This window comes from Bacillus sp. TE9106W, assembly GCF_054062215.1.
On the sequence record NZ_JBSSFA010000003.1, the window covers coordinates 490,139 to 508,458 of the forward strand.

22 protein-coding genes, 2 pseudogenes and 1 riboswitch are annotated in these 18,320 nt (G+C 33.6%); of the genes and pseudogenes, 5 read left to right on the top strand and 19 right to left on the bottom strand.

Annotated elements, in window-relative coordinates; all coding sequences use genetic code 11:
* Positions 1–41: 41 nt before the first annotated feature.
* Together ACVWY7_RS08885 and ACVWY7_RS08890 are read right to left on the bottom strand one after the other, a co-directional pair.
* Positions 42–1,544, bottom strand: a complete 1,503-nt coding sequence (locus tag ACVWY7_RS08885; RefSeq protein ID WP_073524319.1) for a DUF4077 domain-containing protein — start codon at positions 1,542–1,544, stop codon at positions 42–44.
* 27 nt (positions 1,545–1,571) lie between these two features.
* Entirely contained in the window at positions 1,572–2,630 is a 1,059-nt protein-coding gene (locus tag ACVWY7_RS08890) for an endonuclease/exonuclease/phosphatase family protein (RefSeq protein ID WP_073524321.1), read from the bottom strand.
* Positions 2,631–2,836: 206 nt separating this feature from the next.
* A riboswitch (Fluoride riboswitch) is annotated at positions 2,837–2,896 on the top strand.
* A 54-nt stretch (positions 2,897–2,950) separates the two neighbouring features.
* On the opposite strand from ACVWY7_RS08890, the gene crcB (ACVWY7_RS08895) reads away from it, so the two are divergent.
* Positions 2,951–3,355, top strand: a complete 405-nt coding sequence (gene crcB / locus ACVWY7_RS08895; RefSeq protein WP_000639322.1) for a fluoride efflux transporter CrcB — start codon at positions 2,951–2,953, stop codon at positions 3,353–3,355.
* Positions 3,352–3,708 carry a fluoride efflux transporter CrcB gene (gene crcB, locus ACVWY7_RS08900; RefSeq protein ID WP_000568573.1) on the top strand — a complete coding sequence of 119 codons (357 nt, stop codon included), beginning with the start codon at positions 3,352–3,354 and terminating at the stop codon, positions 3,706–3,708. The genes crcB (ACVWY7_RS08895) and crcB (ACVWY7_RS08900) overlap by 4 nt, the downstream gene beginning before the upstream one ends.
* Before the next feature lie 28 nt (positions 3,709–3,736).
* Here crcB (ACVWY7_RS08900) and ACVWY7_RS08905 read toward each other — a convergent pair whose 3' ends face one another.
* From ACVWY7_RS08905 to ACVWY7_RS08920, 4 genes are all read right to left on the bottom strand, one after another.
* Positions 3,737–3,976 carry a DUF3947 family protein gene (locus ACVWY7_RS08905; RefSeq protein WP_000980967.1) on the bottom strand — a complete coding sequence of 80 codons (240 nt, stop codon included), beginning with the start codon at positions 3,974–3,976 and terminating at the stop codon, positions 3,737–3,739.
* A 79-nt stretch (positions 3,977–4,055) separates the two neighbouring features.
* Complete coding sequence (locus tag ACVWY7_RS08910) at positions 4,056–4,307, bottom strand: DUF3955 domain-containing protein (protein WP_131371133.1); 252 nt, start codon at positions 4,305–4,307, stop codon at positions 4,056–4,058.
* A gap of 119 nt (positions 4,308–4,426) precedes the next feature.
* Entirely contained in the window at positions 4,427–4,942 is a 516-nt protein-coding gene (speG, locus tag ACVWY7_RS08915) for a spermidine N1-acetyltransferase (RefSeq protein WP_000076824.1), read from the bottom strand.
* 149 nt (positions 4,943–5,091) lie between these two features.
* Positions 5,092–5,643 (bottom strand): PadR family transcriptional regulator, encoded by a 552-nt coding sequence (locus ACVWY7_RS08920; protein ID WP_000027914.1) that lies wholly within the window; start codon positions 5,641–5,643, stop codon positions 5,092–5,094.
* A 148-nt stretch (positions 5,644–5,791) separates the two neighbouring features.
* Here ACVWY7_RS08920 and ACVWY7_RS08925 point away from each other — a divergent pair, with 148 nt between their 5' ends.
* Together ACVWY7_RS08925 and ACVWY7_RS08930 are read left to right on the top strand one after the other, a co-directional pair.
* Positions 5,792–6,454, top strand: a complete 663-nt coding sequence (locus ACVWY7_RS08925; protein ID WP_000677989.1) for an MFS transporter — start codon at positions 5,792–5,794, stop codon at positions 6,452–6,454.
* The gene (locus ACVWY7_RS08930; protein ID WP_000935275.1) at positions 6,454–6,783 is read left to right on the top strand and encodes a DUF1516 family protein; all 330 of its coding nucleotides are present in this window, start codon (positions 6,454–6,456) and stop codon (positions 6,781–6,783) included. Before ACVWY7_RS08925 ends, ACVWY7_RS08930 begins: the two co-directional genes overlap by 1 nt.
* A 31-nt stretch (positions 6,784–6,814) precedes the next feature.
* On the opposite strand, the pseudogene ACVWY7_RS08935 reads toward ACVWY7_RS08930, so the two are convergent.
* The 3 genes and pseudogenes from ACVWY7_RS08935 to ACVWY7_RS08945 form a co-directional block, all read right to left on the bottom strand.
* A pseudogene (locus ACVWY7_RS08935) lies at positions 6,815–7,018 on the bottom strand (phosphate-starvation-inducible PsiE family protein); the annotation flags it as partial.
* 191 nt (positions 7,019–7,209) lie between these two features.
* A complete protein-coding gene (locus ACVWY7_RS08940; RefSeq protein WP_000671225.1) occupies positions 7,210–7,797 on the bottom strand; it encodes a DUF4367 domain-containing protein in 588 nt (195 codons plus the stop codon).
* Positions 7,798–7,826: 29 nt separating this feature from the next.
* Positions 7,827–8,321: a hypothetical protein gene (locus ACVWY7_RS08945; protein ID WP_000482098.1), complete on the bottom strand. Its 495-nt coding sequence runs from the start codon at positions 8,319–8,321 to the stop codon at positions 7,827–7,829.
* A gap of 224 nt (positions 8,322–8,545) precedes the next feature.
* Here ACVWY7_RS08945 and ACVWY7_RS08950 point away from each other — a divergent pair, with 224 nt between their 5' ends.
* The gene (locus ACVWY7_RS08950) at positions 8,546–9,022 is read left to right on the top strand and encodes a DUF4362 domain-containing protein (RefSeq protein WP_144508284.1); all 477 of its coding nucleotides are present in this window, start codon (positions 8,546–8,548) and stop codon (positions 9,020–9,022) included.
* Between the two features lie 54 nt (positions 9,023–9,076).
* Here ACVWY7_RS08950 and psiE read toward each other — a convergent pair whose 3' ends face one another.
* The 10 genes and pseudogenes from psiE to ACVWY7_RS09000 form a co-directional block, all read right to left on the bottom strand.
* Positions 9,077–9,481: a phosphate-starvation-inducible protein PsiE gene (gene psiE / locus ACVWY7_RS08955; RefSeq protein WP_000834704.1), complete on the bottom strand. Its 405-nt coding sequence runs from the start codon at positions 9,479–9,481 to the stop codon at positions 9,077–9,079.
* 49 nt (positions 9,482–9,530) lie between these two features.
* Positions 9,531–10,493, bottom strand: a complete 963-nt coding sequence (locus ACVWY7_RS08960) for a nuclease-related domain-containing protein (RefSeq protein ID WP_456523754.1) — start codon at positions 10,491–10,493, stop codon at positions 9,531–9,533.
* A 391-nt stretch (positions 10,494–10,884) separates the two neighbouring features.
* Positions 10,885–11,637, bottom strand: coding sequence for a siderophore ABC transporter ATP-binding protein (locus tag ACVWY7_RS08965; RefSeq protein ID WP_000590068.1), 753 nt, complete (start codon positions 11,635–11,637; stop codon positions 10,885–10,887).
* Positions 11,634–12,698, bottom strand: coding sequence for an iron chelate uptake ABC transporter family permease subunit (locus tag ACVWY7_RS08970; protein ID WP_000631235.1), 1,065 nt, complete (start codon positions 12,696–12,698; stop codon positions 11,634–11,636). The genes ACVWY7_RS08965 and ACVWY7_RS08970 overlap by 4 nt, the downstream gene beginning before the upstream one ends.
* On the bottom strand, positions 12,695–13,711 hold the full coding sequence (locus ACVWY7_RS08975; RefSeq protein WP_073524331.1) for an ABC transporter permease: 1,017 nt from the start codon (positions 13,709–13,711) through the stop codon (positions 12,695–12,697). Before ACVWY7_RS08975 ends, ACVWY7_RS08970 begins: the two co-directional genes overlap by 4 nt.
* 19 nt (positions 13,712–13,730) lie before the next feature.
* Positions 13,731–14,744, bottom strand: coding sequence for a siderophore ABC transporter substrate-binding protein (locus tag ACVWY7_RS08980; protein ID WP_000753442.1), 1,014 nt, complete (start codon positions 14,742–14,744; stop codon positions 13,731–13,733).
* Positions 14,745–15,159: 415 nt separating this feature from the next.
* Positions 15,160–15,837 (bottom strand): response regulator transcription factor, encoded by a 678-nt coding sequence (locus ACVWY7_RS08985; RefSeq protein WP_001250250.1) that lies wholly within the window; start codon positions 15,835–15,837, stop codon positions 15,160–15,162.
* Positions 15,838–16,587: 750 nt separating this feature from the next.
* Positions 16,588–16,752 carry a TniQ family protein gene (locus tag ACVWY7_RS08990; RefSeq protein ID WP_429661723.1) on the bottom strand — a complete coding sequence of 55 codons (165 nt, stop codon included), beginning with the start codon at positions 16,750–16,752 and terminating at the stop codon, positions 16,588–16,590.
* A gap of 116 nt (positions 16,753–16,868) precedes the next feature.
* Positions 16,869–17,054: pseudogene (locus ACVWY7_RS08995) on the bottom strand (methyl-accepting chemotaxis protein); the annotation flags it as partial.
* Positions 17,055–17,441: 387 nt separating this feature from the next.
* On the bottom strand, positions 17,442–18,320 hold an 879-nt coding region (locus ACVWY7_RS09000; protein WP_456523755.1), incomplete at its 5' end, for a MucBP domain-containing protein.

The window sequence follows — 18,320 nt, forward strand, 5'->3', positions numbered from 1 at the left end:
AAATGAAAAAAGAGCACACGTTGTGCTCTTTTTAAGTGATATTACTTTTCTAAAATATCTTCTAACAATTTCACTTGCTCGCTAACAGTATGTAATGTCTTCACCGATGTATCATTTCGATGTTTTTCTTCTTCCACACTTGCTAACACTTCTTCTGTCGCCGCAGAAGTTTGCTGAATTACATTAGAAGCATGTGTAACATCCTTTACGATATTCGTCGTTTTAACTTGGAAATTTTCTTGATGACCAACAATTTCTCTCATTACATCATTAATTGCATCAATAAACTTTCCTAAATCCGTTACATTTGTTAAAACACTTGCTAACATTTCGTTACACTCTTCTTGTACTCTTTCTGATTTCTCTACCTGCACTTCTACCTTACTTGCTTGATTACTAAACTCCTTCAAAATCCCTTGAATTCTTCCCGCAGAACGATTCGATTCTTCTGCAAGCTTTAATACTTCATTCGCTACAATCGCAAATCCTTTTCCATGTTCGCCTGCTCTTGCAGCTTCAATATTTGCATTTAAAGCTAGTAAACTCGTCTGACTTGAAATATTCGTTATTACATCTACAATCTCATTAATTTGCTTCGATTGCATCATTAAATCTCTAAATATAACTCCTGATTGTGAAACAACATCATTTAAACTTTTCATATTTGCTTCAAAGTTTCTTAAAGTATGTACACTATCCTTTGAAATCTCTAAGCTTTCATCCACACGAATGGATGCATTTCTTACTTGAGAAATGATTTGTTCAATATTTCCTTCCATATCGTTCAATACTTCTACTGAACGTGACATCATCTCTGATTGTGATTGTGTACCAACTGCCACCTCTTCAAAAGCAAAATTAATGTCACTCATCGACTCCATCGATGTATTCATATTTTCTCTTAAACAATTGAAATTACTATCTAGTTTCACAACTGTTTCCTCAATAAGTCTTTGCGTTTCTTCTAACTCCTGAGCTTTTCTCATTACTTCTTGCTTCTCATCACTTAAACGAGCCAGTAGGTTAGAACCAATTTTCGTGACGCCCCACATAGCGATTGTTACGATCGCTAACAAGCTTGCGAAGTTTGCAGCTTCAGATGCAGCTGTATAAGCAAAAAATTGCTCCGGCCAATAACTACAAAGGATAAATGTAAGAACAACTGCCACTCCGCCGAGAATTACAACGAGACGCTCACTTAAATAAATAAGTGAAACCGCTAGTGTAAAATAAACCATTTGAAATACAGCCGGGCTTTCATTAAATGCTTGTACCATAATGAAAGACATCATAAGCAACATAAACGTCATGATGTATTTATACATTGATTCCATACTTTTTATAAAAGTAAAAAGCGTTCCAAATACAACGACAGAAATACCACAAACCCAAAACGCGATTGCTCTCTCTGTAAAAATATATCCGTAATACCCAATCGCGATGATTCCAAGGAAGAAACTACAAATCGTAATAAACAGCAATAAATGATTTTTCTGTGATTCTTTCTCCAGGTTAGAAAAACAAGTTTTCTTTAACCATTCCATATATACAGTCCCACCTTCTGCCTTTAATTACTTCAACTTAAATACCGCACTCACTGGGTTATGATCACTATTCTCAAACTTTAAATCTTTTCCTTGCACATCTACAATCTCAACATTCGGTGAAACGATAAAGCCATCAATAATCGTGACGAAGTTTTCACCTTCTACATATTTCTTCACATCGTCTCTCACCGTCATCACAGACGGATCTACAGCCCATTTAAAGCCACCATCAGTAAAGTCCTTCGGTAACTCTACTAACCAGTCAGGACGCTCCTTCACAAACTTCGGATCACTTAATTGAACGTCAGAAACTAATTGATTCCAATCTCCGCCCATTATTACGTAATCACCTTTTTCATAATGCTTGTTCATATATGCTTTTAAATATTCTACTTGCTGTTTTCTAATTTTCCCGCCTTCATCGTACGCAGACAAATGTAAGTTTACAAGTCTAACATGCTTTCCATTATTAACAGGGATTGTATGTTCAACAATCGCTCGATCTAAATCGAATAAACGCTTCGGCCAAGGCTCCATTCCAGGGAGCTGGAATCTCTTCGCTGTTTGAACTGTATATTTAGAAAATGTACTTAATCCAGCCTCCGCATATCCCATTGGACTTGTAATTGGAACGGGAACCCATTTTGTATCGTAGTTCTTTCCGAACGACGAAGCATAATCAGGTAATCCTTTTTTCAAAAATTCATGCCCATTTACATCAAAAGACCGCATTGATTTTATATCAACTTCTTGTAATAACGCAAAATCACTATTCTCATTTTGTAAAAACGAAAGCATATTCTTTAGGTTAACTTCCGTTTGCTCTTTACTACTTGAACCAGATCCCTTTCCCCCATCCATAAAGAAATCTTGATCCTTATCTAATCCAGCATATCCAATATTAAATGTTGTAACTTTAAATTCATTTCCTGTCGCTAATACGCGCTCTTTATTATTTTCCACCTGCAAACTTATAACATCAGCAGGCTGTTCTTTAGTAAGTGTCATATACGCTAAAAAAACACCTACCACTCCCACCCCTACTAAAATACATATAAGTACTATTTTTAATAATTTCTTCAAATAAACGCCCCTTTTCTAAAACACACAACTTAATTATCTTTATTTTCAGTTAACTAAAACTGAATGACAACATACGAAATATTTTATCACAACAAAAACCTTATATCATTATATTTAGTTTATAAATAATTATTCTTGCCTTTAAATGATCAAAACTCCGACTCCTTCACTGGAAATCAAGCGTAATGTTTAGTACACTATATGTAATAATCATAGGCGATGGAGTTCGCCATAAACGCTGCTTAGCTAATGACTCCTACCAGTATAACTACTGGTAGGAGTCTATTTTTTTGAGCAAGCTATTTAAAGAGGTGAGAAAATTGATTTATATTATCGTCGGCATTGCCGGTATATTAGGAGCCCTTTCTCGTTATTATTTAGGTCTTACTATTCATGAATTTTGGCATCATACATTTCCACTAGCTACATTACTTATTAACTTAGCCGGATGCTTCTTATTAGCATGGCTGACTACGTATATCGCTAAGCTCAACATCTTACCTTCAGATGTAATCACAGGCATCGGGACTGGATTCATCGGTTCTTTTACGACGTTTTCAACATTTAGTGTAGAGACTATTCAATTGATTAATCATTTTGAGTGGGGCATAGCCTTCTTATATGTATCATGCAGCATACTTGGTGGCCTCATTATGTCTGGACTTGGCTATACACTAGGTGATTTCTTACTTAAGAAACATCTTACGGAAGGTGATCACTTATGATAGAAGCTTTATTAGTAGCCACAGGAGGATTTTTCGGTGCGATTACACGATTTGCAATTAGCAATTGGTTTAAAAAAAGAAATAAGATTTCCTTTCCAATCGCTACATTTCTCATTAATATAACAGGAGCGTTTTTACTCGGATATATAATTGGCAACGGAGTCACTACAGGTTGGCAATTATTATTAGGTACTGGATTTATGGGTGCCTTCACTACATTTTCGACGTTCAAACTAGAATCTGTTCAGCTTCTCAATCGTAAAAACTTTAGCACATTCCTTTTATACTTAAGCGCTACTTACATAGTGGGTATCCTCTTCGCATTCCTTGGAATGAAGCTAGGCGGAATATAAAAAAGCGACTCTTATTAGTCGCTTTTTTTTATAAGAAGTAAGTCCCGCCATATGGAATGGAAAAGAAACTAGCTGGATACACATTATAATGTACAATTTGCATTGGAAACTGTGAATACGGCATGTACTGCCCCTGCATCATTTTTGCAAATTGTGCTTGTTGCTGCATTTGAATCACTTGATTCACAGCATGAATAGTTCCCTGTGCCCCAGCCAAAGTAATAGCTGCTCCCACTTGTCTACCACTATAAAAATAATGATTCATCATGATTCAACTCACTTATGATTTTTCTTCCATATCGTATGTTTCTATTTCGTGGTGAGTGTTTTGTCCCTATTGGTAGCCCCTATCTATTGCTCTTTTTCAGCTTCGAAGTAATAAATCCAAATAATAATACACCAATACCACTTAGGAACAATACATAACTTATCGGTACTAGGAAAAAGAAAGGTTCTTCAAGGAATCCATTCGCTCCTACCTTACTGTTTGAAGCATGTATAGTTAAAGAAATAATCGCTAAAATCATGAAAGAAATAGCTACTACGTATTTGTTTTTCATCATATACTCTCCTTTAATTCTCACTGATCTTATTACCATCATAATAAGCCTGGTAATATCATAAGTCAATAATAATTTATTGTTTAGCAATAAAAACACTGTTGTTCGCATGACAAAAAAGCTATAGATAAAATATTATCTATAGCTCTTCCAATCAGTTATTTTGTGCCAAAGTATGCCTTTTGGAACATACACATTCTTATCGCATTATGATAGTTACCATCAACGAAAAACTCATCTAACAGTTCACCTTCTACCATAAATCCAACCTTTTTATAAACATGTACCGCTTTTTCATTTTCCTTATCCACCACTAAATAAATCTTATGCATATTTAGTACAGAAAAAGCGTAATCCATCGCTAAACGCGTCGCTTCCGCTGCATAACCATATCCTTGATAATTCGGATCAATAATAATTTGGAATTCCGTTCTACGGTGAATATAATCGATTTCCACTAACTCAACTAACCCAACCATTTCATTATCTTTTTCAACGATAAATCGGCGTTCACTTTGATCATGTATATGTTTATCGTATAAGTCTTGCAGCTCCACGAATGCCTCATACGGCTCTTCAAACCAATACGACATAATATGTGCATTATTATTCAGTTCGTGTACAAACTTTAAATCTTCTCGCTCTAATGGACGCAATTTCAATTCCTGACTCATTTCTATAACCTCCAAGTAAAAGAAATCTCTTCATTTAATTTCTCAATTTTTTTCAATTTCAAACGCCCTAATTTCATTGTAAACTTTCAAGTAACTTTAAGGTCAAGATATAAAAAAGTAGTGCAAACTTATGTCTGCACTACTTTCTCTTACTCTTCTTCTCGTAATGTTTCTAACACTTCAATTGCCCATTCACACCAGTCGATGTACATTTTTGAATACCTTATTCCATATTCAACAGTAATATACTCTCCGATCACCTGTTTACGAATAGACGACTGATCCGGAAAACTATAATCTTTCCATTTTTGAGTTTCCCGCATTACATGTGTTTCTCTATCAATTATCTTCTGTAATAGTGAAATAGCTTCACTTACTGAAATAACATTAAAACTTGAGGCTTTTAATAAAAACTCATCCTTTATACGTTGAGGCTTCGTTTTCGAATGAATAATCCATTCAACAAGAGCCTTTTCGCCCTCTTTCGTCAAAGAATATATTTTTTTATTTGGACTTCCTTCTTGATAAATATATTCGAACGTAACCAGGTTATCCTGCTCCATTTTTGATAATTCTTTATACACTTGTGAATGACTTGAATTCCAAAAATAAATGAGTTGTTCTTGAAAAGTATGATACAAGTCATAACCAGTTTGTTCTTTTTTTGAAAGTAGTCCAAGTAATGCATAACGAATAGACATTCTTAATTCTCCTAACTGGACTTTGAAATTATGAATAATTTGTTTCAATTTTATTATATCGATTGTACTACTTTTAATAAACCATTATTATAACCATATGACTATTTAGTCATATGACACTTAAACAATAAGAGGAAAGGAGGATATGATGAAGGGAAATATAGTTCCGTTAATGGTTGTTCAATTTTTCATCTTTTTAGGATTCGGTATGATTATCCCTGTTCTACCGGAAATCATTACAAATTTACATGTGCCGTCACATCATTTAGGAATGCTGTTATCTTCTTATTCGCTTGCTTCATTCTTAACTGCTCCACTTTGGGGAAAGATTTCTGATCGAGCAGGTCGGCGTCCTGTACTGCTAATTGGTATACTCGGATATTCCATTAGTTTTTTCTTAACAGGTTTACTAATTGATAATTTAACTGGCTTATACATCGCACGAAGCCTAAATGGATTGTTTGCAGGTGCATTATACACCGCTGCAACAGGCTTATTTTTAATCCCATTCATTACAAACTTACTATGGGCTGGTATTTGTTTATCCATCTTCACAGCTGGAAACGCACTCGTACGAACATGTACCCTATCCTTTTTAACAAAACAAATAAAAAGCGACCACGGTACCATTTCAGGCTTAAATTATTCATTTGACAGTTTAGGAAGAATTATCGGACCAATATTTTTCACAATGATATTTACATCACAAGGGGCAATATCTTTCATAGTAGGCGGCATGATAACGATGCTTTCTATCGGATTCGTAATCCTATTTTCAAAAAAACAACATACATACGGGAGTGAACTGTAATGCTTAATACTTTTTATCAAATTCACGCGGGATCATGGGCAATTCTTATCATCTTATTTATTATGAGTTACATGCTTAACAAACAAGAATTTACACTGTGGGGTCAACGTGCATTTTATGTTCTTATGTTAGGTTCAGGAATCGGAATGGTAGTTATTAAAAACTTCCCTGTCATTTCTATGATAAAAGCAGTATTCGCTCTTATCCTTATTATGTCGATGGAAATTCTCGTAGCAAGAAAAAGAAGAGGACAAACTCACACGTTATGGTGGGGTGTATTTGCTATCACGTTCATCGTTATTTTATTAATCGGATTTCATATTATATAAAGCAAAAACCCCTAAATATAGGGGTTTTTTACTACTCTTTTCTCAAATCTCTCATATTCGATATGTATAACGCAATAACTAAAACAAGAATTGCTCCTGCGTATAATAACGTCTCCATCGGTTCCTCATGAGATACGATAATTAAACGAATTAACGCCGTGATTCCGATATAAATGAAATAACGTAACGGGAAATGATAGTTCGATTTAAAATACTTAATAATTAATGCGATAAACCAGTACAAACAAGAAATTTAATTGAACTTTTAAAAAATCCACATAGATTAGACCAGTTTTAAATTACAGTTCTACAGACCTTCTCGTTAAAAAATAAAACTATCTTATAAAAATAGAAATACCCTGAATTATAGGCCTTTTTAAAGCACCCACAATCCAGGGTATTCTTTCTCTAATTTGTTTCTTTTTATTATTCTATCGAGTTAGCAATTCCAATCAACTCTTCAGTAGTAAACTTACCTACATCTTTTTCACCTATTAAAGCATAATATAAATTATCTTTTGGACTATTGAATGCCAGGACTTGAGCTGCATCACCTTCTGCATAGGTTGCTTCTATACCATTACTCAGTCTTACAATTTCCGTATCATAACCCGTTGTATCAATATTTGTTTCAGTCCCTATTACATTAAAAGTTATTCTTTGAGAAGCATCGTTATTCTCGTATCTGTGAGTATAAAATTTTGTTCCCTCTGAAGACTCAGATAGAGATGTTGCTATATATTCTCCAGCTCTATTGTCCATAAAATTAGTAATGCCATAATTTATTTCTTCTAACATACCTTGATTTTTCTGTTCATCTCTAAAGATTACTTTCTTAGGAAGCTTTACATCTTTAGATACCGACTTATATAATTCCTTATCTGTATTCAAAGCATATGCTTCTACTTTTTCTTCGCTAGCCTGTACTTTGTCTTCCATTCCACTGACTAAACACATACTAGTAGCTAATCCACCAAATAAAATCACAGCTAGTAACTTTTTATTAAATTTCATTTAGATCCCCACCTTTTCATAATATTAAATTAATATTTAAAGATCTGCACATATCTGTATTGAACTCCATTACCAGCTCCAGAACTACGAGCATCTGTATTTATATGCAAGTTAGAAGATGTTACATTGGGTAAATTAAGTCCCAAAAATGGTTCTGGATTATTTCGTAACATTTTATTATAAGCACTTAAAGGATAGTGCACATTGGAACTCGTTTTACTTTGCGCCCAAAAACTTTGTATATAAGGGTCACCAGACTCAATACTGGTGCGTAACTTTATCGCTATTAAACGTTTGTCTTTACTAATAGTACTTATCATTGATAGATTCCCACTACCACCGCCAGAAAAACCAGCACTATTTGTATAAGAACCACCACTAGATCCAACATTATACTGTTTATACTTATCAACATAACTACCTGCACTAACTGACCCTAAAGACGAAAAACCTATAAAAGTTGCTAATGCCCCAATCCCACAAATCTTTTTTACCCTTGGATTCCCAAAAAATTTGTTAAACATGAATCACATCACTCCTTTTTAGATTTTTTGTTACAAAAACATCATAAACTAATATAAAAATTTAATGTCGAAATTTACAACTTATTAACGAAAAAATGAAAAAAATGCAGATATTTACGGTAAGTTAATAAAAAAACAAATTACCCTTAACCTACCCTAGATCCATGTAGGCTAAAATATTATTGTGAATGTTTTTCTAAAAATTAAGAAAAGGAGATGAATCTATGAGAATGCAATATAAAAAGCATGCGTTATCTGTAATCTCGCTAGCCTTATTTACTTTTACTCTTATTGGTTGTACTAATAACGAGAAAAAAAATAATAAAAAAGAGACATATACTTTTGAGGCTTCTAAAAAACGTGGTGATGTTATTGAAAAAAACGATAAAATTTATAACATAGAGAAATTAGATACTTTCGTAAAAAACTATAATTCAAATAAAGACGATTCCGTTAGAATTACTAAATTTAATACCAAGAACGAGCCTATTATTATTGATTTAACTGTAAAAAAAGAAAAGGAATCTACCTCCGTCTATTATGATGTTGACTATACAAAAACAAGTGAGAAACATAATGAAAATCAAGAGATTCAATATTCGAACAATACATGTCAAAAGATCACAAAAGATATTGAAGACAACAAAGTAACTTATAAATTAGAATGTCCTGACACTATTCATTTGATTACAGCCCCCTAATTATAGGGTGGAAAATTGCAAATAAAAAAGTAGTGCAAACTTATGTCTGCACTACTACTCTTTTCTCAAATCTCTCATATTCGATATGTATAACGCAATGACTAAAACAAGAATTGCTCCTGCGTATAATAACGTCTCCATCGGTTCCTCATGAGATACGATAATTAAACGGATTAACGCTGTAATTCCAATATAGATGAAATAACGTAACGGGAAATGATAGTTCGATTTAAAATACTTAATAATTAATGCAATGAACTCGAAGTATAAGAAATAGACAATAATACTTTCAACTAACTTATATGACGTATACTTCTTCGCTGAAAATATGTATTGAATAAAAGTAATCGTCTCATTAATTAAAAAAATAGATAAGACAATGGATAATATAATTAACGCTATATTTAATATCCATTGTAAAACGCTTGCGATAAAATGATCAATATTAAATGACTTCATTTTCTCTTTAAACTCCCCTTCGTATAAGTACGTATTTATTATAGCAAAATTATAATTGGAAAGAAGTTAAATCATATTTTCGTCCTTTATTAGTGCCGGTATGGGGGATGTTCATTGTTTGGAGGAGTCTTTTGACCGCAGAACTAGATTGCATATTAAGAAAGTCCCTCAATTTACTATTAGTAGTTATTGTTCCAAACAGAAATGTGTAGTCTTGTAAAGCACGTAAATGAGCATGTTTAGACGTACTATTACAGTTTGAGCAACGCCATCCCTGTTTTTCTTTTAACATTGCCATTGCAAAACATTCCTCACACTGCACGCCCTTTAGCAATTCCTCTTTTTTCACTTTATATTGAGCAAGAATATTTTGTCGCTGCGGAATGTGCTTATTCATAATTTGATTTATGAGTCTATCTACATTACCAATTACGTCTTCTTTATATTGACCTTCCATTTGTTTGATTCTATTAGGTAAATTTGCACCGTGGATAATTTTATTAGGAAGCATTTCATCTGAAGTTTTAATAATTGTACGAGGAGAACTAATTACAACGAGAGATTCAATCGGAATATTATATAAACCATGCAAACTCAGCCATTTTTTCAGCTGCATCTCTTGCCGTTTCAGTTGCAAAAGCGGATCTGGAAAACCTTCTTCAGAAGTACCATCTGCGGTTCGAATGAGTTGATTAAACTTTGTATCAAAAATTAACGTACCAATGATATTTTTTATTTCAAGAAAAAGAAGAAAACATGAGGAAACTATGAGGGCATCAATTTGGAAATAATGTTTCTGATCAAACAATCTGATGTCATGTAAAATGCTATATTTTGTTTCAGATAGAAAACTAAGCGGATATTCAATTGCCTGCTCTCCTTTATAGCCAGCCATAAATTTCGCTAGACTTTCAACCACCACATTCCTTTTTGGATGATGGGCAGGCAATCTTCTAAGTAAAGCTTCTAATTGAAGCAAATGTACGGGCTTTTTCCGCTCTTTCACAATCATTTTTATCCCCCTCCAAAATATATCAGCGATTTTTCAAATATATCAGCGCAACTCCAATTATATCGGCGATTTTCGAAATATATCAGCGCAACTCCAATTATATCAGCGATTTTCGAAATATATCGACTTACCGACAAAAACCGACAATACAAACACTCATAAATAGTATATCACCACACCGAAAATCGCACTGTAAGCATAATATGAATCAGACCTTTCGATTACGACATTTTAAAAATGAGAGAATAGCATTCACAATGTGTAAAAAAACTTTTTTATAAGTACAACCTCATATTGCGAGCGCTCAAAGCATCACAAATGAACATCATGGACAATAAAAAAAGCTGCTACCTATAAAATACAGGCAGCAGCTACAGTATACATTTTCTAACTAATAAACGGCGATCGGCCCATAAGGACCCTTGATAATTTCTATTCTTGTTTCAAAAATATCTGTCAAAAGTGTTGAGTCCATAACTTCTTCTACTGTTCCAAAAGCAGCAATTTGTCCATCTTTCATCGCACAAATTTTATCAGAGTATTTAGCCGCAAAATTTATATCATGCATGACAGTCAAAATTGTTCTTCCAAATTCATTAGCCGCACGTCTCAAGTGCTCCATCATTTGGACAGATCGAGCAACATCCAGATTATTTAGCGGCTCGTCCAAAAGTACATATTCAGTCTCTTGGCACAATACCATCGCTACGTATGCCCTTTGTCTTTGCCCACCAGAAAGCTCATCTAAATATCTATTCTCTAAATTAGTTAAATCTAGGAAGTCAATATATTTAGAAATTATAACTTCATCCTCTTTCGTTAATCTTCCCTTTGAATAAGGAAAGCGCCCGAATCCAACTAATTGTCTAACAGTAAGCCTCGTTACAAAATGATTTTCTTGTCGCAATATAGTCAAAACTTTTGCTAAGTCTTTTGATTTAGATTCAGAAACATCCATATTTGCTACCTGGATTTGACCTTCGTCCATATCTAAAAGTCTACCAATCATTAAAAGTGTCGTTGACTTTCCAGCACCATTTGGTCCGATTAAAGAAGTAAAGCCTGCTTTTGGTATTTCAATATCCAAAGGTCCTATTTTTACCTTATCCGTATAGAACTTTTTAACATTATCAATTTTTATCATAAAGCCCTCTTCCTTAAAACTATAGTTAAGAATATAATTCCACCAAACAATTCAATAATAACTGAAACTACACCTTGAGCATGGAATACATGATACATTAAAAAGTATGCACTCGTCATTATTAAAAATCCTATCGCAAAAGCCATTGGGAAAATATATCTATGATCATACGTTGCTGCCGCCTGATAACTCAAAGTTGCTACTAAAAATCCATAGAAAGTAAGCGGCCCAATTAGAGCTGTTGAAATGGACATTAAAATAGCTACTAATACAAGCGTATAAATGACACTAGGTTGATATTTAACCCCAAAAGAAGTAGCAACATCCTTTCCTAGTGACAAAACATTCAACTTCTTAGAATGAGTAAAAATTAATAACGCTACAATTATGATCATTGGAATTACAATAGGAAAATATGCAGGGTCTGCATGATTAACAGAACCAAATAATCTCGCTTGTAAAATATCAAATTCTGAAGGCGCAAGTAGTTTTCTCATGAAAGTTGACACAGAATTTAGCCCGGTACCAATAATAATTCCAACTAAAAGCATAAGTTGTAAGTTCCCGTATTTACCGGAAAGCAACCATCCATAAAGTATCAAACTCATGAAGACCATAACAACGACTTGAAATAAAAATGATCCAATTCCATTAAAATTGATCAATGCACTAGCACCAAAGAAGAATACTGTACTCGTTTGAATTGCTGAATAAAGTGATTCGAAACCTAAAAGTGAAGGAGTAATAATCTTATTATTCGTAATAGATTGGAAAGCAACTGTCGATAAGCTATGGCAAACTGCAGCAATAATCATTGCAACAATAGCTACTATCCTTCTCTTAACAACTGGGATAAAAGAAGGTGAATCTATCGGAACTGGATTGTTATACACTAAAAGTCCATATGAAGAAAGAAGGCCTAAAGCAATCAATGTAATCAGTAAAATCCAATAACGTCTTGCTTCCTTCTTAGAACGAAAAGCGCTAGCTGACCTACTTTCATTATGAAGGCTAGAATCGATTTCGACATTTTCTTTATTTTTATATTCTAATGTGATCATCGTAGCCTCCTTGGTTTTCTTTGTCTCAATAAAATAGTAATAAACACAACCGCTCCCACTGTTGCAAGTATTAAAGAAACAGGTAGTTCAAAAGGCTTTATAATTGTTCGAGAAATGATGTCACAAGCAGTTATTGTCCCCATTCCGATTACACACACCCAAGGTAAATTACTTCTAAGATCATCACCTCTAAACATGGAAACAATATTTGGCACAATTAATCCTAAGAAAGGTAAGTGCCCAATAACAGCTGCAACAATTCCAACTGCAACAGAGATAAGAGCAGTCCCAAAAAGAACAATTCGATTGTAATTAACTCCAAGGCTTGTTGCGACATCTTCTCCTAGCCCAGCTAACGTCAATCTATTCGCATACATAAAAATAAGCAAAGTAATGATAACAATCAGCCATAAATATTCGTATCTTCCTACCTGAATGTTAGCAAATGAACCTACGAACCAAGTTTCAATACTTTGCGTCATTTGAAAAAGAAGTCCCATAAAAGTAGACACTGCAGAAATAACTGCTCCGAGCATCAATCCAATAATCGGGACAATTAAAGACGAACGAAGCTTAACTCTTCTTAAAAATAGAAAGAAAATCATAGTTCCTATAAAAGAAAAAATGATTGCACCAGTCATTCTTTGAACTAAAGTCGGGGCAGGAAATAATAAATACACAAAAAGCAGGCCTAAGCCTGACCATTCAATCGTCCCCGTTGTAGTCGGTTCAACAAAACGATTCTGTGTAATTAATTGCATGACGAGCCCTGCCATCGCCATTGCAGCTCCAGTAAGCATTAATGCAACTGTTCTCGGAACACGAGTGATGAAAAACATCTCCATTCCGTCCTCTTGTCCACGTATATCATAAACTCCAGTAAACAGTGATATAATCCCTAAAATTATAACAACTATAACTGCTATTATAAAAGGTTTTGTCCATATTTTATTGTGATTATAAAACTGGGGTTGAGAAATATTCTCAACCCTAGAAATCATATTTTTTGACACTGTTTCGTACCCCTTTACACTACTTAGCTAAAGTTTTTGCAAGATTTCCAAATAACTCTACATAAGTCTGAATTGATTCATTTGTGTAAGTATCTTCTGGTGCATAAACAACTTGTTTTTTAGAAACAGCAGTTGTGTTTTGAAGAGCTGGTGATTTAGAAATAACATCCTTAGCAGGAGCTGACTTAGCTGCATCAGATGTTGCAGCATCACGATCTAATACGAAAAGCCAATCAGGATTTGTTTGTGCAATAGCTTCAACAGAAACGTCATCACCTTTATGACCTGCAGTAGAATTCGAAACTTCTAATGCTGGTGTCCAACCGAAAATTTCATACATTGGTCCCCAAACACGACCAGAATGTGGAGCAGCAAAACCAATATTCCCACCAGTAACGATAACACTCATAACTTTATCTTTTCCGTTATAAGCAGATTTTGCTTTTTCAATAGATTTATCGAAATCAGCTACTAATTGTTTAGCTTCTTTATCTTTATCAAAGATTTTTCCTAAAGTAGTTGTAGAATTTTTAAGTCCATCTACTAAATTTTTTCCAGGCGTAGTAGATTTCTCAGAAACATCAAAATTAAGATCAATAACAGCTGCATTTGGCACTAATTTTTTGATTTCTTCGTAATGATCAGCAAATCTTTGACCAACGATTACAAGGTCAGGGTTTGCAGCTGCAATAATTTCAAGATTTGGTTCACGGTGATTCCCAATATTTTGAACTTTTTCATCCTTTTTATATGCTGAATCAGCAGGCATGATATCCTTTGGAGCAGCCGCTAATTTAATTCCCCAATCAGCTAAAGTTTCAAACGTTCTATTATCTAAAGCAACTACATTCTTTGGATTTACAGGAACAGTAACCTTTCCATGTGCATCAGTGATTTCAACCGTTTTTGGCTTATCACTACTATTATCTTTAGTAGCTTTCGAAGTTTCTTTACCTGAATCTGAGCAAGCTACTAACATTAAAGTGAAAATTGCTAGAATACTTACTAATTTTAAAAGCATAGTTTTTTTCATACGTATACTCCTTATTATGTAATTTATTTCGAAAATGATAATGTCCATAGGTTGAATTAGATAGTAACTGCTATCCGCCTAAACCAATATTGATAATCATTTTCAATTGAACATCCTGTTAATTAGTATAATCATTAATTCTGTGAAAATCTTGTGAATGGTGCGAATAAAAAAAACCAAGCATAAATTAAATGGCAAAAGTAACATTTGAAGTCCGGCATGTTGACTAGCTATGGTTTTCCCTACAAAACCGGCTCATTAATAGCTAGTATTTTCATAATCCCTCGCCTGATAGAAATATACTTTTTACATCTTTTTCATACTTCTCAAAAACTATTTGATTATTGATTTAAAGAAAAAAACGAGTAAAACTAAATGAAACGTTTTACTCGTTTTTTCTATTATCTTATTTTTATCATTCAACCATTGAATATCCTCTGCCATGTATCGTTTGAATATATCTGTTTTTCTTCTCACACTTTAACTTTTTTCTTATATACCCAATATATAAGTCTACTACATTTGGATTTACGACTACGTTATGTCCCCAAACTTGGTTCAAAAGCATTTCACGGCTCAATATTGTATTTTTATTCTTAATTAAAAATACAAGTAAATCGTACTCACGCTTCGTAAGCGAGAGATTTTTACCACCTTTTTTCACAATATTGCTAGATGCATCAACAAAGAGATCTTTAAACTGAAAAAAGGTTGTCTCATGTTGCTGGTTACAGTCACTTCTCCTTAAAATAGCTTGCACCCTTGCTACTAGTTCTTCTTTCGCAAATGGTTTTCTTATATAATCATCAGCTCCTGCTTGTAACCCTACCACGCAATCCTTACTAGAAATATTGTCAGTCACAATAATGATCGGTGTCATTTTAACAAGTCGTATTTGTCTGCAAATTTCTGGCCCGGATATGCTTAATGAATCCCAATCTAATATGATAATATCCCAATCTTGTTCATATATTATATTTAAACCTTCGTTTTCATTGTGAAGTTTTAAAATGAAATGGCCTTCTTCGGTTAAACCGCTTACGATTTTCTTTGCTAAAGACCGTTCATTCTTAATTACTAACACCTGCCTCACCGATGGTTCACCTCTACTTCAAGATAACTTAGTTAGATAAAAAACTATCTGAAAAAACAATTTAAGATTTATAAGTATTAAACTCCTAAAAAAAGTCATTATAACAGCTTATTAGGAGAACTCTATATAATCTTACAATAGATATAGACAAAAACACAAAATATATGAAGATTTAAATAAAATGAAACTTTAATCAGTGGTTTTTTTCCATCCCCCACTGATTATCAGCCCTCACCAATCGGGTGTTTATGGGCAGTCCGACACCCACCTAACTTCTTTGCTTCAGCCGAATTTTGATGTGGGAGTTTTACTACCTAGCAAATAGCGGGATAAAATTGTGATCGTTAGGGGATAACACACAAGATGCATTGAGAAGGGAATTGAAAGAACCATAACTTTGCCACAAACAAAAAGAACCATGACCTTGCCACAATGGCAAAATTATGGTCCATATCATACATGTGACTTCAACTATAAGAATAATAAAAATCAATCATAAGTTTTCCAATGCTTAAGAAACTAAGAATTTTAACTTAATCAACCTCTAAAAAGCACCAAGAAGGGCCATTATACTTGAAGTTTTTAAGTAACATATATTTATCAAACGATACTTTGTGAACATTTATGGATGATTTATCTACTTTACGAAACTATATGGTTTATTAAGTACAGACACTACTCCATATGGGGGTTTTGGGTTATCAGTTTGCACCAAGATATAAAGATATCCATACGACAATATCTCGAAATTTATATATTTTTCAGCATCCAAATCAATGAATAATAAGCGTCTTCTTTCCATTGATTTAAACATAGCGGACACCAAGCTAAGTTGTTTTTTAATAAGTTCCTTGATGCAATCAAATCTTTAATTTCTCTCAGTGTTGTCTCTTTTATATCATTTCTACCTGTCAACGATTCTAAAATACGAGTAAATTCTGATGCGCTTTTATCAAAGCTATTTAAGCTTTTTGCTCCATCATAAAATCTATTTCCACCATTGATGCTGCTATTTAATATGTATCTACTATTAATTGATTTAATACTGTATCTCCTGTTTCAAAAGACTGCTCCTCAAATATAGACATCATACTATTTTGAAACATATTAAAACTCAACACCCCCATACTTCCAACAAGCCTCAAAATTACTAATACCGTTAGTAATACATTTTTTTGGAGAAACGATAGCTTATGCCAATATTGTTTCATTAACATTACCTTTCTTAATTTCAGCAGCAGAAAACACAGTAGTAATACATTTAAAAGAAACTCTATTCCTGTTATTAATTTAAAAATTAAACTACTATACTAGATATCAAACCAACGTTCAACTTATTTTTCTTTTAATAAAATTTCTGTCCTTTTATCTGGATAGTTTCACTAAAATCCCTTTTATTCAAAAAGGTGGACTTTTGTTTCATCAATTACAATTTTTATAATCATAAAAGCCAGATGTTCCATTCTGTTTCCTTCGAATTACTTTAAAATTAAAAGGATATGAATTCAACTTATTATTGAATTCATATCCTTAAGTTATAATAAATTAACTATATTGCTACATCATAAAAATGATTTACAAGTAATATTTCCAACTTTCGTATGTTAGAAATTCTTTTTAGTCCTATAAGAAATCATTAATAATCCTGATATGATACATAAAATTGCCCAGAATAAGGAATCTTCTTTAGCTCCTGTGTTTGGTAACATATGCTTTTCTTTATTCAGAGATTCATCTTTCATTGGCCCTTTTGGGTCGATTGAACCTTTCGGTTCCTTTGAGGAATTCAATTCTCCTACCTTTTCATATACATAGGTTACTTCCTTCGTTCCCTCTGCATATTTACCTTCAGCATTTTTCGGTTTTTCTACTAACTTATAGCCCGGAATCTCCTTTGACTCTGTTTTGTAGTCTTTTCCTACTTGATCCGTTGTACTCGTTCCCGGAACTAACTCGTTTCCATCCTTATCCACGTATTTCGTTACAACATTTCCTTCTACTTTTTCGTATACGTAGATTACCTCTTGCGTTCCTTCTTCATACTTTCCTTCAGCATTTTTCGGTTTTTCTACTAACTTATAGCCCGGAATCTCCTTTGACTCTGTTTTGTAGTCTTTTCCTACTTGATCCGTTGTACTCGTTCCCGGAACTAACTCGTTTCCATCCTTATCCACGTATTTCGTTACAACATTTCCTTCTACTTTTTCGTATACGTAGATTACCTCTTGCGTTCCTTCTTCATACTTTCCTTCAGCATTTTTCGGTTTTTCTACTAACTTATAGCCCGGAATCTCCTTTGACTCTGTTTTGTAGTCTTTTCCTACTTGATCCGTTGTACTCGTTCCCGGAACTAACTCGTTTCCATCCTTATCCACGTATTTCGTTACAACATTTCCTTCTACTTTTTCGTATACGTAGATTACCTCTTGCGTTCCTTCTTCATACTTTCCTTCAGCATTTTTCGGTTTTTCTACTAACTTATA